This window comes from Caballeronia sp. LZ033 (genome assembly GCF_031451265.1).
Classification (GTDB): Bacteria; Pseudomonadota; Gammaproteobacteria; order Burkholderiales; family Burkholderiaceae; genus Caballeronia.
This window is the reverse complement of record NZ_JARUXQ010000004.1, coordinates 1,214,587-1,231,547: the sequence shown is the minus strand read 5'-3', so window position 1 is coordinate 1,231,547 and position 16,961 is coordinate 1,214,587. Positions and strand designations below refer to the sequence as shown.

The following is a 16,961-nucleotide window of genomic DNA, read 5'->3' as shown; positions in this document are numbered from 1 at the left end:
TGTTTAACGTCCACGGCGCAACATCGGCGGAGTGGTTGAAAAAGGGCATTCGAAGGGCTTTCTGCAGGCCATGGAAGACGCAGGCGGCACGCGGAGCCCGCGACGGCGCAGGCTGAACGGACGCTTTCACGGCAACTTCTGTTGCGAAGTTCGTCGATTTGCGTGGCGTAGGCCGCATAAGTCATACGAAAACAAGTGAAACGCACGCCGGCGTACAGACGGGCGGAAGGGAAGCGGCTGCTATTGCGGGTAGGGCGAGACAGGCAGTTGATTCTTGTCGGATCGGCGGTAGCGCTCCGGGCAGGGCACGCAGGACGAAGCAGCGTGCGCATATTGGGTATTCACGGTTCCATCGGCTGTTGTCCAGCAGCCGCGAGTCGAGACTAAAGCCGGTATGGCGAACTCCATGACGAAAAAGCTGAACGATGTATCCGTCGAAGACGACGCAATGCAAAACGCAGAGTCTGGCGCCGCCGCTCCCGCGGCGAAGGTCGAAAAGGCCAGGGCTCGCGATCGCCGCGCGAAGGAGAAGGCACTTCTGAAGGATGCGTTCTCGTCGAGCGCGCCGGGCACGGTCGAGGAACTCGAGGAGCGGCGCGGCAAGCTGCGCGCGCTCATCAAGCTCGGCAAGGAGCGCGGCTTTCTCACCTATGGCGAGATCAACGATCACCTTCCGGACAACTTCACGGAAACCGAGGCGATCGAAGGCATCATCAGCACGTTCAATGACATGGGCGTGGCGGTGTACGAACAAGCGCCCGACGCCGAAACGCTGCTCCTGAACGACAACGCGCCGAATGCCTCTTCCGACGACGAAGTCGAGGAAGAAGCCGAAGTCGCGCTTTCCACCGTCGATTCCGAATTCGGCCGCACGACCGACCCCGTCCGCATGTACATGCGCGAGATGGGCACGGTCGAACTGCTGACGCGCGAAGGCGAAATCGAGATTGCGAAGCGCATCGAGGACGGCCTCAAGCACATGGTCATGGCCATCTCCGCCTGCCCGACGACCATCGCCGACATCCTGGCCATGGCCGAGCGCGTGCAGAACGAGGAGATTCGCGTTGACGAACTCGTCGACGGCCTGATCGATCCGAACGCCCAGGACACGGACGGTTTTTCCGAACAGGAAGCCGAGGCGATCGAATCGGAAGACGAGGAAGCCGAGGAAGAGAAGGACGGCGACGAGGAAGAGGAAGAAGAGGACGACGGCGCCGCCCAGGCCAGCGCCAACGCCGCCCAGCTCGAAGCCCTGAAGCTCCAGTCGCTCGAGAAGTTCGCGCTCATCAGCGAATGGTTCGACAAGATGCGCCGTGCCTACGAGAAGGAAGGCTACAAGTCGAAGGCGTATCTGAAGGCGCAGGAAGCCATCCAGACGGAGCTGATGAACATCCGCTTCACGGCGCGCACCGTCGAGCGCCTGTGCGACACGCTGCGCGCGCAGGTCGATGAAGTGCGCCAGGTCGAACGGCAGATCCTCCATACGGTCGTGGACAAGTGCGGCATGCCGCGCGCCGAGTTCATCACGCGTTTCCCGGGCAGCGAGACGGATCTCGACTGGTCCGAGAAAGTAGTTGCCGAAGGGCACGATTACAGCGCCGTGCTGGAGCGGAACATTCCCGCCATTCGCGAGCAGCAGCAGCGTCTGCTGGACTTGCAGGCGCGTGTCGTATTGCCGCTGAAGGATCTCAAGGAAACGAACCGCCAGATGGCGGCGGGCGAACTGAAGGCGCGTCAGGCGAAGCGCGAGATGACCGAGGCCAATCTGCGCCTCGTGATTTCCATCGCGAAGAAGTACACGAACCGCGGTTTGCAGTTCCTCGATCTCATTCAGGAAGGCAACATCGGCCTGATGAAGGCGGTGGACAAGTTTGAATACCGTCGCGGCTACAAGTTTTCGACTTACGCCACGTGGTGGATCCGGCAGGCCATTACGCGTTCCATCGCGGACCAGGCGCGCACCATCCGCATTCCGGTTCACATGATCGAAACGATCAACAAGATGAACCGCATCTCGCGCCAGATCCTGCAGGAAACCGGTCTCGAGCCGGATCCGGCAACGCTCGCCGAGAAGATGGAAATGCCGGAGGACAAGATCCGCAAGATCATGAAGATCGCGAAGGAACCGATCTCCATGGAAACGCCGATCGGCGACGACGACGATTCCCATCTCGGCGATTTCATCGAGGATACGAACACGGTGGCGCCGTCGGATGCCGCGCTGCATGCCTCCATGCGCGATGTCGTAAAGGACGTGCTCGACTCGCTGACGCCGCGTGAGGCGAAAGTGCTGCGCATGCGTTTCGGTATCGAGATGAGCACGGATCACACGCTGGAAGAAGTCGGCAAGCAGTTCGACGTGACGCGCGAGCGCATCCGTCAGATCGAGGCGAAGGCGCTGCGCAAGCTGCGTCATCCGAGCCGCTCGGACAAGCTGAAGTCGTTCCTCGAAGGCAACTGAACGGGCACGGCGGGCTTGTATTGAGAGGCGTAGTGAGGCACACTCGCTAGCCTTCGGAAACGCCCAGCGCACGGTTCAGACGTCAGGAAAGCGCCGATCGCGGCGCTTTCTTTTTGCCCGTCGCGTTTGAAGGCCAGTAGCGCCTGGGGCCGGAAGCTTAATTGGTATAAGCTGTCGACTCATAATCGACCGATAGTGGGTTCGAATCCCACCCGGCCCACCAGTCCCTCTGATCTCCCCAATTGACGCCCGAGCCCCGCTCGTACGCGTCGCCGCAAGCACCTCCTCCCAAACGCCTCACCGCTTCACTCAAAGCAACGCTCAGGCATCCAGACGAAAATTCGTTCATCCGGTTTCTCATCAATGCATTAAATCGTCTCGCGTTTTCAACACGATGCTCCGCTTTGTAAATTAGTGTCCTGATTTAAACATGAAGAAGTCGTGTGCGTAGCATCGATGACATTGATCGCACCGGCCGAGCCGGGAATCGATCGGTCAATCTGTAGCATGCCCGCAGTGATGCGACGTGTTTTCCAGGCCTGATATCCGTTTCCCAGTCGCTTTCGCATTTTGCGCTGGGCATCACTCGAGCTGCTTTTCTCTGACATCGATTTACCGATGCCCGTACAAAGCGAAGGAGCACGCGATGTGGGAATGGGAGAGGCGCGACGAAAGTCAGCCACGCCGCAGAGGCACAAGTTCGCCCGATGCTTCGTTCAACCTCTTCACGGACACGAGTCCGCACGCGTCGCGCGGGAGGCTTGAACACAATCCAATGCCGGATCAGGATGACACGCCCCCGAGCTTCGACTCCTCCGCTTCGCCAGACAGCGTCTTCATCCGCACGGTGCAAGATCTGGTGACGCGTATCGCGCTGCGCTTCAGCCAGGACGTCGTTCAACACTGCTGCGCCGGCGAAACGGCCTTTCACGATCTCCAGCGCCTCTACACTCGACGCGAAGACTGGCTCACAACGCTCCTCCAACTCGGCGAGTTGCTGCCGGCCTACGCCGCTTACCTTCCTGAAACCTGCGGACCGCAAGCAACCCGCGCCGCCGCAAAGCTGAACGACGCCCTGACCCTCTGGCGCGCAGCCGACAGCTTCTATCGAACCATGCGAAGTGATGCCCGGGCCGACGCATCCTGGCTCGAAAGCTTCGCCGCGTGCCTCGCGCTTTTCGATCAATGCATCGCGGTGCTGCCGGATAACACGCGCGACGTCGCTCGAACTGCCATTGATTGGCTCAAGCGAGGACTGGCCTGCTACGCCGCCTTCGATGATCTCACTCAACGCCTCAAGGCCACGCAGACGAACGACAGCCTCTCGATGGCCGACAAGCTCGCGCAGGCCAGTCATCTGATCGAACTGCAAGCGGACCGGTTGCCGGAGACCTGGAACGCATCGCTGCGCGCCGCGCTGCGGTCGTGGGCGACGCTTAGAGCGTGCATGCGTCGTATGGACGACGCCCGCGCCATCTTCGAGCGTGCGGGCAATCTCACGGGTCTCGCTCAAGCCCTGCTCACCTTGCTCGGGGACGAAGGGAGAACGGGCTTCGCCTCCTTCGACCGCTTCATCACCTATTGCAGGGCGCTCAGCGAGGCCTATCTGGTGGTGAGCAATCGCCTCGGCGGAGACGGCTCCGCCGATGAACCCAGCGCAGCGGGCTCGCTCCATCACCGGCTTGCGGCGCTCGTCGGCTTCCTTGGGGGACCGGCAGGCGCGCCGTTAAGAAGCCACATACCGGAACCCGTATTGATCGTCATCGACACGGCCAACGTGCTGATGCAGCAATATCAGACGGCCGAGCGTCTCCATGGTGCGTTCCACGAGATCCACAACAGCGCTGACACGTTGACCGCGAAGCTCGGCGCATCGTCGAGTCTCATCAGAAGTCAAGCGGGCCGGCTTCTGCCTGAAGCCGCGCGCACGCCCCTCATGGCCATCGCCGAATTGCTCGATGGTCTGCTCGCATCGTGGAGGGGCAGCGACGGATCATCGGCGGAGTCGCGTGTCAGGTCGATCGAACGCGCCATCACGCAACTGGAACGCGCGGCGCGTGATCCGGGCCTGGCACGCGTGCTGCCCGAATCCGCGCGCACAGGCGTGCAGCACGTCCTGCGCTCCTGCCAGATGCTGACGGGACAACTCGGCGCGCTGCTCAAAGCGCACGGACACGGCAGCTTCGCCGAATTCCTGCAAACCTTGTTGAGGGAAGACGGACCCGCGGCATGGCTTCCCCAAGTGCTTCAGCCCGTACTGGAATGGGCGCGAATGCTCTCGCATGTCGCAGAGCAATCCGATACCTCGGATCTCCCCGCGTATCCCGCGCAGGCAGGCGTGCCCGAACAACTCGGCTGGCTTGCGCATGCACTGCAGAACCCGGACCGGATCGAAGTCTTGCTGAAGCATGTGGCGCCGGAAACGCGCAGCATGTTGCGGACCGGTTCTGTGCTGCTGCAACACACCTTGGCAGGTCCGCAAAGCGACGCGCTACCCGCGCAGGCGCAATGGCTCCTGAGCCTGATACAAAGCGCCGAAATGCGCGAGCTTCTTGCGCTCGGCGGTGTGTCGCAAGACCAGTGGATGAATGGCTTCGTCGATACGGCGCTGGCCCAGGAACTGTTCAAGGGCTTCATCGAGGCGACGCGAGCAGATTCGGTTCTTGCCAGCGCTCAAGTCGCGCTGATGCCTCTGGCCAACTTCAAGGTAATGGCAAGCGCGGGCGCAACCGCTGTCTGGCACGCGCTGGGATACGCGCCATTGTTCGGGGTGGAGCGGGTCCTGCAAGGCTTGCTCGGCCAGGTGACGATAGAAGACTCATGGCAGGCCACGGTCAACAAGCTGCTATCGGGCATGGCTCAGGATGTCGCATCGGTCAAAGGGATCATCGACGAGATACACGGCATCGGCAAGGAGATATCCGCGCGCCTGCCGCGCATGCTGTCACACGCCGACAGAACCGACGTCGCGCGTACCGAAGACAAGCGTCTCGCAGAACGCGTCGGCGAGCTTCGTCGACGCATCCGCGAACGCGTGGAAGCGCTCGGCGACAACCCGAATCTCACCGACCTGAGAAGCAACCTCGTCGTCATTCGGGAGACGTTCGGCGAGATCAGGCAGATCGCACGCGATGTGGAAGTCGCGGACGACATCAAGCTGCTCATCGAGGCGACCAAGGACCTCTGCCCGCTGATGCTGGAGTCGTTCAGCGAGACCCACTTCAGTCACGCATTGACGGCGATCCGGCGCTTCCCGGCAAAGCCGGAAGCGGGCGACTGGCAAGCCATGTTGAGCGGATTCCAGGGATTCGAGCAGACCAGACCGCTCTATCGCGCGTTCATCGTGGTCAGGCTCACGTGGCTGACGGCCCGGCTGGCCACGGCGGATCCCGCCGAGCGTGCATGTGGGCTCGATGAACTCACACGCGAGTTGAGTCACATCGCCGATGCGTCCTTCGAGGGAAGCGACGCCATCGCCGGCTTGCGGCACATGCTGCCGCTGTTGCCCGATCTGCTGGCGGCGCGCGAGCATATCGAATTGCCGCAAGCCGGTTCCTGGCTCGAGTGGGCGTCCAGGCTGACGGGTGCGCTGGCCGCGAGCGAGGCGCCCGTCATCAGGCGGCTCAGGCATAACCTGGAGCAGCAGACCGAGGCGTGGATACTCGGGAAATTGCATCAGGCGACGAATGCGCTGTTGAACCGGTCTCCTGCACAGCGTGAAGCTGCGCCTTCGACACTTGCCGAACTGATGCCGCTCAACAGGGCATGGGCCGTTGATGTGTCGGTGCGCGATCTCATCGCCGAGCAGGGCGTCCATACGATACAGGGCAAGAGGTACATTGAAGAGCAGACCCATGTCTATCGCGTGCGTTACAGCCGCGAAGAAGGCGTTTTGTGCGTATTGTCGAATGGTCGGGAGCATGATCGGATGGCCTGGCATCCGCTCGAATTCAAAGGCGGGCATTGGTGGGTCAAGCCACGCACCGTCAAGCTTCCCGGGGGCGCGGCAAGCGATGCTGCATCAGCCGATGAGCATTCTTCGACTTCGGTACAGCAGATCGAGAGCGACGGCCTGACGATCCATGACTTCCTCGTCACGGACGCCGGCTCGAAGGAAGCCACCGGCCTCAACTGGACGCGAATAGTCGGCGCCGCTGGGCTTGCCGCCAGTCTCTCCGTGATGCTGACGCTGTTCTTTGTCTGGCGCGCGGCGCGTGGCGCTGAGGCGCATGCGTCGGAACGACGTGGAAGCGAGTCGTCGAGCGTCGAGCCCTCTGAAAGCGCGCCATTGTCCATGGAGTTTCAGTCGCTGCCTCCTGAAGTCAGCGAGATCGAAGTCAGCATCAACGGCAGCAGCAATAGCGCTTCGAGACGCAATAAGTACTTCGTTTTGATTGGCGCGCTGGCGGCGGTGATGGCGGCAGGATCGGTCTGGGCCCTCGTGACGCCACTCGACGAACCCCCTGTCGAAGACGACGCAACGCCCGACGGCGACACGGCCGGTAGGTCCGATCTTCTTGCGAGTGAATACCTGTGCGGCATCGAGTCGCCTTCAGTGCCGTCGCATCAGATTGTCATCGACGCTTCGATCGACCTGCGTCTGCTTCGCGCGGCACATCTGGAAGACGACGGAAAAGGTGACGCAGTCGAGGCGAGAGCTCACCGCTCGCGGCGATTCGCAGACGCCACGGCAGCAAGCCCTGAGTTCTGGCCGATGCCGGGTGACTCGGCAGTCGATGCCCAACTCGAAGCCGCCGTGACCAACATGTTTTCCGCTGCGAACGCTTATCCGCCGGAAGTCGAATACTTCCCGCAGATCGAAGACAAGCTGTATTCCAACAAGGCCGGCACGCGCAAGCTTCTTTTCGCAAGCGGGCGCTTCTGGGCCTGCCACAAGTTCGTTGATTTTTCGCCGATTACCGGAGCGGAGAATCAAGACGCGGCGAAGTCCACGGCTGCGGGGGAAAAGGGATCGACGAATCGTGACGCCATCCTCTCCGCAGGCGGCAAGCAACTCTACATCGCATTCGACGGGCACAACTGGAAGCTGAAGGCCGGCGCCAACACCGGTGTCAATACAACGAGCAAGTCCGTGCCGGAGCCTTTTGCCAAAGAGGTGATATCCGAAATCGGGCAGTGGAGCGAGCAATCGGTTTATCCCTACACCAGGGGCGCCGGCGGCGAAGGACGGCTGTATGCGGACCCCCAGGGAAACCGACTCATCTGCCTGAATCGACGGTTCTGGCGATGCGTATTGTTCCATCCAAACCTGATCGAAGTAATGGGGGGAACGGAGGCGCGTCCGGACACCGCTTATCTCGCATGGTCGACCGAAGAGTCCCGGTGGAATCTCGCGCAAGTCGCGAGTCCGTCGCCGTTGCCAGACCGCATCTATACGGATGAACTGAAGAGGGCGATTGTGGAACAGGTCGCGCCGGAGGATCCTGCCTACCCGTTGCACAGAGTGAAAGGTCATCCAGGCCTTTATTCGACGTCGGTCAGCCCGACTTCGCGGAAAAGCGAAAGTTGGTATCTCAAACTGGAAGCCGAATTCTACCGATGCGCCGAGAAGCTTCTGGTCATCTGTGTCAATACCCAGGGCGGGGATTCCGTCGAGGCAGTGTCGCTTGCGCCAAAAGAACGGGCCAGACCGACGATCCACGCGGCGTGGGACGCAAGCCTCGGACAATGGCAAAAAATCAGCTTCGACGGCAAGACAGCCTGCACGCCCGGATTCGACGCAAATGAACTTGCGTCGCATGGTCAATTCACGCGCGCCAACACGACGGCCGGAGCCGAACTGCTGACGCAGCTTTCCGATCTGGACGATACGGCCGCACTGGATAACCCGGACGTAGCTCAACCTCCTGTGCAAGGTGGGATTTACGAGTCTGATCGAAAGCTATACATGCATTTTCTCGAAAAGTTCTGGCCGTTCGTCATGCTCACGCCGGTGCTGGGCATTCTATTCACCGGAAAGAAGATGACGCAGTCCCGGACGCTCGTCTGCATCAAGGGCGCATGGTTTCCCCTCGATGCCGGCGTGGCGATGCGAAACATCTACCAGCTTTTGCAGGGCTCGCGGATGTCGGAGCTTCTTGAATGGTCGGATTCACTGCTGACGCGTGCGGGGCCCATGACCTGGTCGCAGATGTTGATCGGACTGGATGATCTCGCCACGAAGTCGCTTCTCGAGAATGTCGATACGCCGGACACGGAGGCATTCAGGATCGCCTTGCTCAGGAAGTCCCTTGTATGGTTTCTTCAAAGGCTGACGCCTCCTGATAAACAGTGGTCGCTGTCCATCGCGGCAGGCAGGTCGCCGAGCAATGATCTGATGCAGCAGATTGGTCTGGAATTGGGACGCCACGAGCCAGTCAACGAACCGAATATCGCTTTTGCTGTTTCCGTATGTGATTCGACCGACCAGCAGATCCAGAGCGAATTGAATGATCTGACCGCGAAGATAACGGCAACGGAAGCGGCGCTCAAGCAGGCTGAATATCATGTTCTCGCGGAGAATCGGGCCAGGCCCGATCCGAATGCATGCTCGGATGGACCGAAGGCCGAGCCGCTCGTTTTTATCCTGCTCAATGAGATCCATGAACTGGGCGCTGACATGGATGCCAAGGCCGAGTGGTGGATCGGCGAGTACAAACGTCTGCTACGCGTGAGCGAGAAGTTGAAGTGCCGGAGAACGGACCTCTTCGCCCTGCAGGACGGAATCAGAGCGAACGATTACGTTGCAGGCTTCAGGCTTGCTCGAGGCAAGGAGAAGGAGGAACTGTCCAGGCAATGGATCAGTGACGACTTCGGCAAGAAGCTACGTCAGGGAATCGCCTATTCGCGCATTCTTGCGGACATCGAATGGGAGATCTTCAGGTTCTGGAACCAGAACAAGGGCGGCGAAAATCTGAGCGATCCGGCGATGGTCAGGATTGGCGATCTCCTCAATGCACGCCTCTACATTTCCCGGCAGTGGCAGCAAGCCGATAACTTTTCCGAAATTCTGTTCGAACTGAATCGCTTCGACGCCAAGCAGCTTGCGATCAGCCTCGCCGGAAACTATCTGGATATCCTTGCCTCGCTGGAGAAGGCGGACGTGATCATCGCATCATCACCGCAGTCATCCGGACTGAATGCATCGCACCGGACGATCATTGCCGCGATCGTGCTCTGGACCGGTGAGAAAGGCGTGTCGATTGCGTCCATCAGGCCGCTGGATCACGCCCTCATTGCGGATCACTTCTCTGAACGCTCGCAAGCATTGCATCCATTGAGCGGCATCGGCCGCGCGCCTGAAGGCTACCGGACCTTGATGAATCTGAAGCCGAGTTCACTCTGTGCGAACGACACGGAGTTCTTCGCCCAATTCGAAAGTTATGAGGCGTACAGCCTGCCCTACGATGCGATGTGGACTGCAGCGACGCTGTTACTGCCGCTTCGGATTTCAATGCGTGAGTACTACTCGATCACAAAGGCGATTCACGTCAGCAACGAAATCGACAAGTCCGACGAGTACTTCATCAAGCTTGCAGGTGGCGACTGGATTCTGGCGAAACTTGGCGCGGACAGCGCTGACAGGAGCAGTCTCAGGATCGCGGCGAAAGATGCCAGAAACGCGCGGGCTGCTCCGCAATATCGATTCTGGAAGGATGTTCGTGTGCTGAGTGATTCCGGCAAGCAGATATTCGAATACACGTTCGAGGAAGTATTCATCTGCCTCGACCCCGGGATTCCCAGAAATTGCCCGAATGGGATCAAGCAGACTTCATTGAAACGGAACAGTGCCGAGTATCTGGACAAGACGAAGCACGCAAGCATCGCGGACTACCTGTCGCTTGAAATGGCAAAGCTGATCAAAGCCCGGGTCCCACAGTACAAAGACAAGCTCTATAGGCCGAGCTTCGCTCAACGATTGCTGTTCAATCTCGTGCCGTTCTACAAGATGGGATACATGATCTCGTTCGACAAGGACTATAAGGTCAGTCCGCTTGATGCCCTTGTCGATACGCTCACGGTCATGTTGTCCCTGTATCCGGCGGGCAGAGGAATCGGTGCGGCGATTTCCCGAGGCTCCTTGCGGGAAAGCGTACGTTCGGGCAGGGCGCTTGGATTGTCCGGAACGGCATTGGCCAATCACGTCCTGCGCGTCATCCAGGCGAGCGCAGTGGGGGCGGATGTATCCAGGATCGCCAAAACCATTGCGGCCGCTTTGCTGGACATTCTCGTTCCGCTTCCAATCGATATAGCGGATATCGGGCGGGCATCGAAGGCTGGAATCATCCGGCCCGCGCGACTGAAGGCGGAACTGTATTTCCCGGACGACTGGAGTGTGCGCGCCATGAGGGTCGACGATCAATATCTGACCTCCGTGGCATCCGAGCCCGGCCTGCAATTCAATGCCCCAAGCAATACCTATACGCTGCGCGGAGCCTCGCCCGTCCCGAGGTACGCGGAATATATCAAGGCTGGCGAGAAATTCTGCGAGGTCAGATTCAACTGGAGAACCAACACCTATAACGCCGTTCATCCGATGAGCCGTCTGGATGGCCCGTCGGTGAGGTTTTCCGGAGGAGAATGGAAGGTCGTGCCGGAGCCGACACCGCCGTGCACACCGATACGCAGATTTGCCATCACGCACATCGATGAAGGCATGAGCCTGCAAACCGCCAGGGAAATGCGCGACGTGTTGGCCAGAGCGAAGAATGAAGCGATGAGCCTGCTTGAGGATGCCAGCTTCGCGTTGCGGGAGAACCGTGAGGAACTGCGAATTGCGAGATTGTTCGAGATATTCTTCGGCGATTCCGTGGAGGAAATGCTCGAACATTTCTTGGAGACACGCCTCCCGCTGTGCGGCGCTTCACTGGACAAGCTGAACGTTTCCACCACAACACGCTATGCGAAGCAGGGATATCAGAGCGATGTCCTGGTCACCACGTATCCATCCAACGCGCCGCCTCTTTACCAGCCCCATCAGGATTACTATCCCCTGAAAGTGACATCAAAGGAGGTGACGTTCCTGTTGACCGCATTCGAGAAAGGTTTCGACGAAGTGGCGATCATGGGCTCGCAGTTCGATCAGGTGATGTCACGGATGTTGATTCACGAGAGTTATCACATGTCGGCGGAAGACTTGCTGGACGTTTATGCGTCACGGACCGGAACGCGGAATACCGTGGAAAGACTCGTGGTGAACAGCGGCGAAAAGCTCAGGGGAATTCCAGTGGAAGATCTGGCAACCGATCCGAAGTTCAAGAGCGTCGTCTTGCAGACGCTCAGGTTCGCGATAGAAAAGGATCCGACCCGGCGGAAATGGAGGCTGCGTAATCGTATGCCCGGGACCGATCAGCCACTCGGACCTCAGGCGCTGGAAGCGCTCTACGCCGACAAGAGCGCGGTCAAGCGCCAGCTACAGGATGTCATCGACAATTTCACGCCCAAGCTGCCTTTCAATCCGGATAGCGTGAGCTTCGTCGTACTGGGCCTGGCCTATCTCAGGAAAGATCCGGACAGCCTGCAAAGTTTCTTCGCCAGGTACGAGAATTTCATGAACGGAGAGCTGGATTCGCTCGCATGGGATTACCGTTCCCTCTACTGATGTCTTCGGCCCCGCCTTGCCGATCATCCATTCATCCCGCCCTATATGAACGATAAGAATGTCTTGGTTTCAAGAATGATCTTTCTGGCTCACCATGACGGAGTCTGGAAAAGCACATGGAGCGAGACATGGAAAGCACGACGGACTTGAAGCGCTATGAATTGCTGATCAACGGCGAGTGGATCCCGCCAAGCGGCGGCGACTATTCCACCAACCTCGATCCCGCCACCGAAAACCCCATTGCCCATGTCGCGCAAGGCACCTCCGCCGATGTCGACCGCGCGGTACAGGCCGCTCGCGCCGCGTTGAAACCCTGGAACGCGATCCGCGCAGCCGAGCGCGGCCGCATCCTGATGAAGTTCGCCGATCTGCTGCGCCAGAATCAGGATGAGCTTGCCGCGCTCGAAAGTCTCGACGGCGGCAAGCCCATTGCGGCGGTGCAGCGTCAGGACGTTCCCGCCGCCATCGATACGCTCGCGTACTACGCCGGCTGGTGCGACAAGATCAACGGTCAGGTCGTGCCCGCGCGGCCCGACGCTTTGACGTACACGGTGCGCGAACCGGTCGGCGTGGTTGCGGCGATCGTGCCATGGAACTTCCCGCTCATGATCGGCATGTGGAAGATCGCGCCGGCGCTTGCCTGCGGTTGCACGCTGATCGTGAAGCCCGCCGAGATCACGCCGCTGTCCGCACTGATGCTCGGTCGCCTGGCCCTCGAAGCCGGCGTGCCGCCCGGGGTGCTCAACATCGTGACCGGAAAGGGCTCGGTGGTCGGTGATTCGCTGGTCGCGCATCCGGGCGTCGACAAGGTGACGTTCACCGGATCGCCGTCGGTCGGACGCGGCATCCTGCAGGGCGCCGCGGGCAACTTCAAGCGCGTCACGCTCGAACTGGGCGGCAAGTCGGCCAATGTCATCTTCGCCGACGCCAACCTCGACGGCGCCGTGCGCGCGGCGGCATCGGGCATCTTCTTCAACGCGGGGCAGGTCTGTTCGGCGGGCTCGCGCATCCTGGCCCAGCGTGCCGTGTACGACGAGGTGGTCGAGCGGCTCGCGCAACGTGCCCGCACCATCAAGCTCGGCGATCCCACGCAGCGCGAGACCAACATGGGCCCCGTCATCTCCGCCAAACAGATGAAGACGATTCTGGAATACGTCGACATTGGCAAGGGCGAGGGCGCATCGCTCGTGACCGGCGGACGACGTGTCGGCGAGCGCGGCTATTTCATCGAGCCGACGGTGTTCGCCAACGTCGAGCACGAGATGCGCATCTCGCAGGAAGAGATCTTCGGGCCGGTGGCCAGCGTGATTCCGTTCGACGACGAAGCCGACGCGCTGCGCATCGCCAACGGCACCGCGTACAGCCTTGCAGCGGGCGTGTGGAGCGCGGATATCGGCCGGGTGCACCGGATGGCGGCCGGATTGAAGGCGGGCACCGTCTGGGTCAATACTTACGGCTACACCGACGTCCGGCTGCCGTGGGGCGGCAGCGGCGATTCCGGTTTTGGCCGCGAGCATGGCGATGTCGCGATCGAAAACTTCACGGAGCCGAAGGCCGTGTGGGTGGCGCTGGCGCCCTGAAGGGATGAACGCAAAGCGGGCGGCCCGGAGTGTCCGGGCCGCCCGCTTTCATTGGCAGAGAAGCTCAGAACTGCATCGCTTCCCGATCGCGCGCTCGCCAGAGCCGTGCGCGCTGCGTGCTGTCCTCATACTGGACGGTGTTCTGCCGGCACGCTTCGACCATCGAATTCTTCCGCTCCACGATAGCCTGGCAAAGGAACTCGGCGCTGTACGCCTTCAGCAGATGCGGACAATGCGTCTCGATGTACAACGCGATCCTGCCGTAGTCGCTGTCCGCTGATGCAAGCGAGCGGTACGTCTGCGCGTCCCAGCGGAACATCAGGTCGAGTTCTTCGAAAGCCGTATTGAATGCGCAGACCTGCGCCTGAACTTCGCGGTCATCGCCGTGAATTGCCTGGATCATGATCGTCTCCTGTTGGCCGGGGGGCTTCATCGCAGGATAGGAAAATCGATCCATACACGACAGTTAAACTTTCTTCGAGTATGTATTGATAAAGCCTTATGTGTTCGGCTTGCCCGTTGTCGCGACGATCTGCGTGATCGACTCGATTTGCGCAGCGCCTTCCTGGATCAGGAAGTCCTTGAATGCAAGCGCGACCGGCGGCAGACGTTTGTTGTTGCGATGCACGACGAACCAGTTGAGCATCACCGGAAAGTCCTCGATATCTAGCACGGCCAGCTTGCCCATCTGCAGTTCCATGCTGATGGTATGAGCAGAAAGAAAGCTGAGCCCCATGCCGGCGATCACCGCCTGCTTGATGGTCTCCGTGCTGGTGATTTCCATCGCCACGTTGAGGTTCGTCAGGCGTCCGGCGAAGCCTTCCTCCATCGAATTCCAGGTATCGGAGCCGCGCTCGCGGACGATGAACGGCTCGTCGGCCAGCGCTTCCAGCGGAAGATCGCGGCGCCCGACGAGCGGATGATCCGGCGGCGCGACGATCACATACGGATGCGGCGCGAACGACACGTTCACGGTATCCATGTCGCGCGGCGGACGCACCATGACGGCCAGGTCGGTGAGATTGTCGGATAGCTGATGCAGCAGTTCCTCGCGATTGTGCACGGCGAGATTGAGCCGCACGTCGGTATTGCGCAGCGTGAAGGCGGCGAGCAGCCGCGGAAAGAAGTAATCGCCGGCGCTGATGACCGCGACATTCAGCGTGCCTCCGGAAATACCCTTGAGGCGGGCCATCGCGTCGTCGGCTTCGCGGAATTGCTCCAGGATGGCGCGGCTGTGATGGAGCATTTCGTTGCCCGCCGGCGTCAGGAAAATCTTCTTGCCCAACTGCTCGAACAGCGGCAGTCCTGCGTGTTCTTCGAGTTGCTTCACCTGCGTGGAAACCGCTGGCTGCGTGAGGTACAGCTCTTCGGCGGCGCGGGAAAAACTCAGTCGCCGTGCGACGGTTTCGAAGATCTTCAATTGACGCAGGGTGGCGTTGCGGAGCACGGCAATCCCTCATCCATTAACGATACTGAATTTATACAATAATTTTTTCTAACTTTCCTTAATCGTTTTTCTCCCCCACGATGCTTTCACGTCCCATCAGTTGTAAGCCGGACAGTCCTACCAGGCGCGAACGGCCATGCTGGCCCCAGGCATCGACCGGATTTCGCGCGGCATATCAGAAGCACCCCGCCTCACCGCACCACGCATCAATCAGCACGATCAGCAGCATGCGAAGCCTGCAAAGGCTGGTTCGAATCATCCGGACTCAACTGGGAATCGCTTGACATGATTCTTCGATCGCCTGACGCGGATGTTTGCCCCATGTGCGAATCGATCGCCCGCTGCATCGCGCGCGCCGTGCGCCGCACGCACGCCAACCGGCGGCCTCCCGCCCATGCCGCCTGGACCGAGCCCTTCTCCTGACCGACCGCCCGCCGCCGACGCAGCGCGCCGGCTTCTCGCAGCACATCAAGCGCCGTACGAGCGCTGAGAAACACAACGGAGACAGACATGGCAAGCGCAGACACGGTTGTGTCCGGGCAATCGCACGGGCGTCATCACAACAGATGGTTCCAGCTGGTGATCGGCATCATCTGCATGGGACTGGTCGCCAACCTGCAGTACGCATGGACGCTGTTCGTCGTGCCAATGGACGCCAAGCACCATTGGGGTCAGGCGGCGATCCAGACCGCCTTCACCATCTTCATCGTCACCGAAACCTGGCTCGTGCCTGTGGAAGGCTGGCTCGTCGACAAGTTCGGACCGCGGCCGGTGGTCATCGGCGGCTCGATGTGCGCGGCGCTCGGCTGGATCATCGACGCCCACGCGACCAGCCTCGTGCATCTCTACATCGCGGCGGTCGTGGCGGGCGTGGGCGCGGGGTGCGTGTACGGCACCTGCGTGGGCACGGCGCTCAAGTGGTTCCCGGACAAGCGCGGCCTCGCGGCGGGATTGACCGCGGCCGGCTTCGGCGCGGGCGCCGCGGTCACGGTGATACCGATCTCGAACATGATCCAGCGCTCGGGCTACGAGCATGCGTTCATGTTCTTCGGCATCCTGCAGGGCGTCTGCATCTTCGTGCTTGCGCTGATGCTGGTGCGGCCGAAGCCGCCGGCGGGCATCGTTCCGGCGAAGCGCATCGTCGCGACGAAGATCGACTACACGACAGGCCAGATGGTGCGCGCGCCGATCTTCTGGGTGCTGTACCTGATGTTCGTGTTCGTTGCGGCGGGCGGCGTGATCGCGACCGCGCAGTTCGGGCCGATCGCGAAGGAATACGGCTTCGCGAAAATGCCGGTCAACCTGTTCGGCATCACGTTGCCGCTGCTCGCGATGACCTTGTCGATCGACAATCTGTGCAACGGCTTCACGCGTCCGCTGTGCGGCTTCATCTCCGACAAGATCGGCCGTGAAAACACGATGTTCATCATCTTCCTGGGCGAGGGCATTGCGCTGCTCGGGCTGATGGAGTTCGGCCACAACCCGTATCTCTTCATGCTGTTCGCGGCGCTGACGTTCCTGTGCTGGGGCGAGATCTTCTCGATCTTCCCGGCAACCTGTGCCGATACCTTCGGCAGCAAGTACGCCGCCGCCAATGCCGGCACGCTATACACCGCGAAAGGCACGGCGTCGATGCTGGTGCCGCTGGCGTCGGTGCTCGCGTCGATCGGGTCGTGGAACGCGGTGTTCACTGCGGCAGCGGTGACGTCGATCGCGGCGGGGCTGTGCGCCAAGTTCGTGCTCGCGCCGATGAGAAAGCGCTGGATCGACAACACGGTCGCGCAGGCGTCGAGTGAATCGTCGGTGAATGCATCTTTCCAGGCCGGCTGGGACGGATCGCACAAGACGGTGCAGTAAGCGGGGCGGCGCGGG

At 60.6% G+C, this 16,961-nt stretch carries 6 protein-coding genes and 1 tRNA gene; 5 read left to right on the top strand and 2 right to left on the bottom strand.

Annotated features, from left to right (window positions below):
* Positions 1–394: 394 nt before the first annotated feature.
* From rpoD to QCE62_RS32860, 4 genes are all read left to right on the top strand, one after another.
* Positions 395–2,461 (top strand): RNA polymerase sigma factor RpoD, encoded by a 2,067-nt coding sequence (gene rpoD, locus QCE62_RS32875; RefSeq protein ID WP_309821065.1) that lies wholly within the window; start codon positions 395–397, stop codon positions 2,459–2,461.
* Between the two features lie 146 nt (positions 2,462–2,607).
* Positions 2,608–2,684, top strand: a tRNA-Ile gene (locus QCE62_RS32870).
* A 423-nt stretch (positions 2,685–3,107) separates the two neighbouring features.
* Positions 3,108–12,062, top strand: coding sequence for a hypothetical protein (locus QCE62_RS32865; protein ID WP_309927134.1), 8,955 nt, complete (start codon positions 3,108–3,110; stop codon positions 12,060–12,062).
* Between the two features lie 128 nt (positions 12,063–12,190).
* Positions 12,191–13,642 carry an aldehyde dehydrogenase family protein gene (locus tag QCE62_RS32860; protein WP_309927131.1) on the top strand — a complete coding sequence of 484 codons (1,452 nt, stop codon included), beginning with the start codon at positions 12,191–12,193 and terminating at the stop codon, positions 13,640–13,642.
* A gap of 64 nt (positions 13,643–13,706) precedes the next feature.
* On the opposite strand, the gene QCE62_RS32855 is transcribed toward QCE62_RS32860, so the two are convergent.
* Positions 13,707–14,045 carry a hypothetical protein gene (locus QCE62_RS32855; protein WP_309927128.1) on the bottom strand — a complete coding sequence of 113 codons (339 nt, stop codon included), beginning with the start codon at positions 14,043–14,045 and terminating at the stop codon, positions 13,707–13,709.
* Positions 14,046–14,141: 96 nt separating this feature from the next.
* A complete protein-coding gene (locus QCE62_RS32850) occupies positions 14,142–15,089 on the bottom strand; it encodes a LysR family transcriptional regulator (RefSeq protein WP_309927126.1) in 948 nt (315 codons plus the stop codon).
* Positions 15,090–15,599: 510 nt separating this feature from the next.
* Between QCE62_RS32850 and oxlT the strand changes: the two genes are divergently transcribed.
* Positions 15,600–16,946 carry an oxalate/formate MFS antiporter gene (gene oxlT, locus QCE62_RS32845; protein WP_309927124.1) on the top strand — a complete coding sequence of 449 codons (1,347 nt, stop codon included), beginning with the start codon at positions 15,600–15,602 and terminating at the stop codon, positions 16,944–16,946.
* Positions 16,947–16,961: the final 15 nt, after the last annotated feature.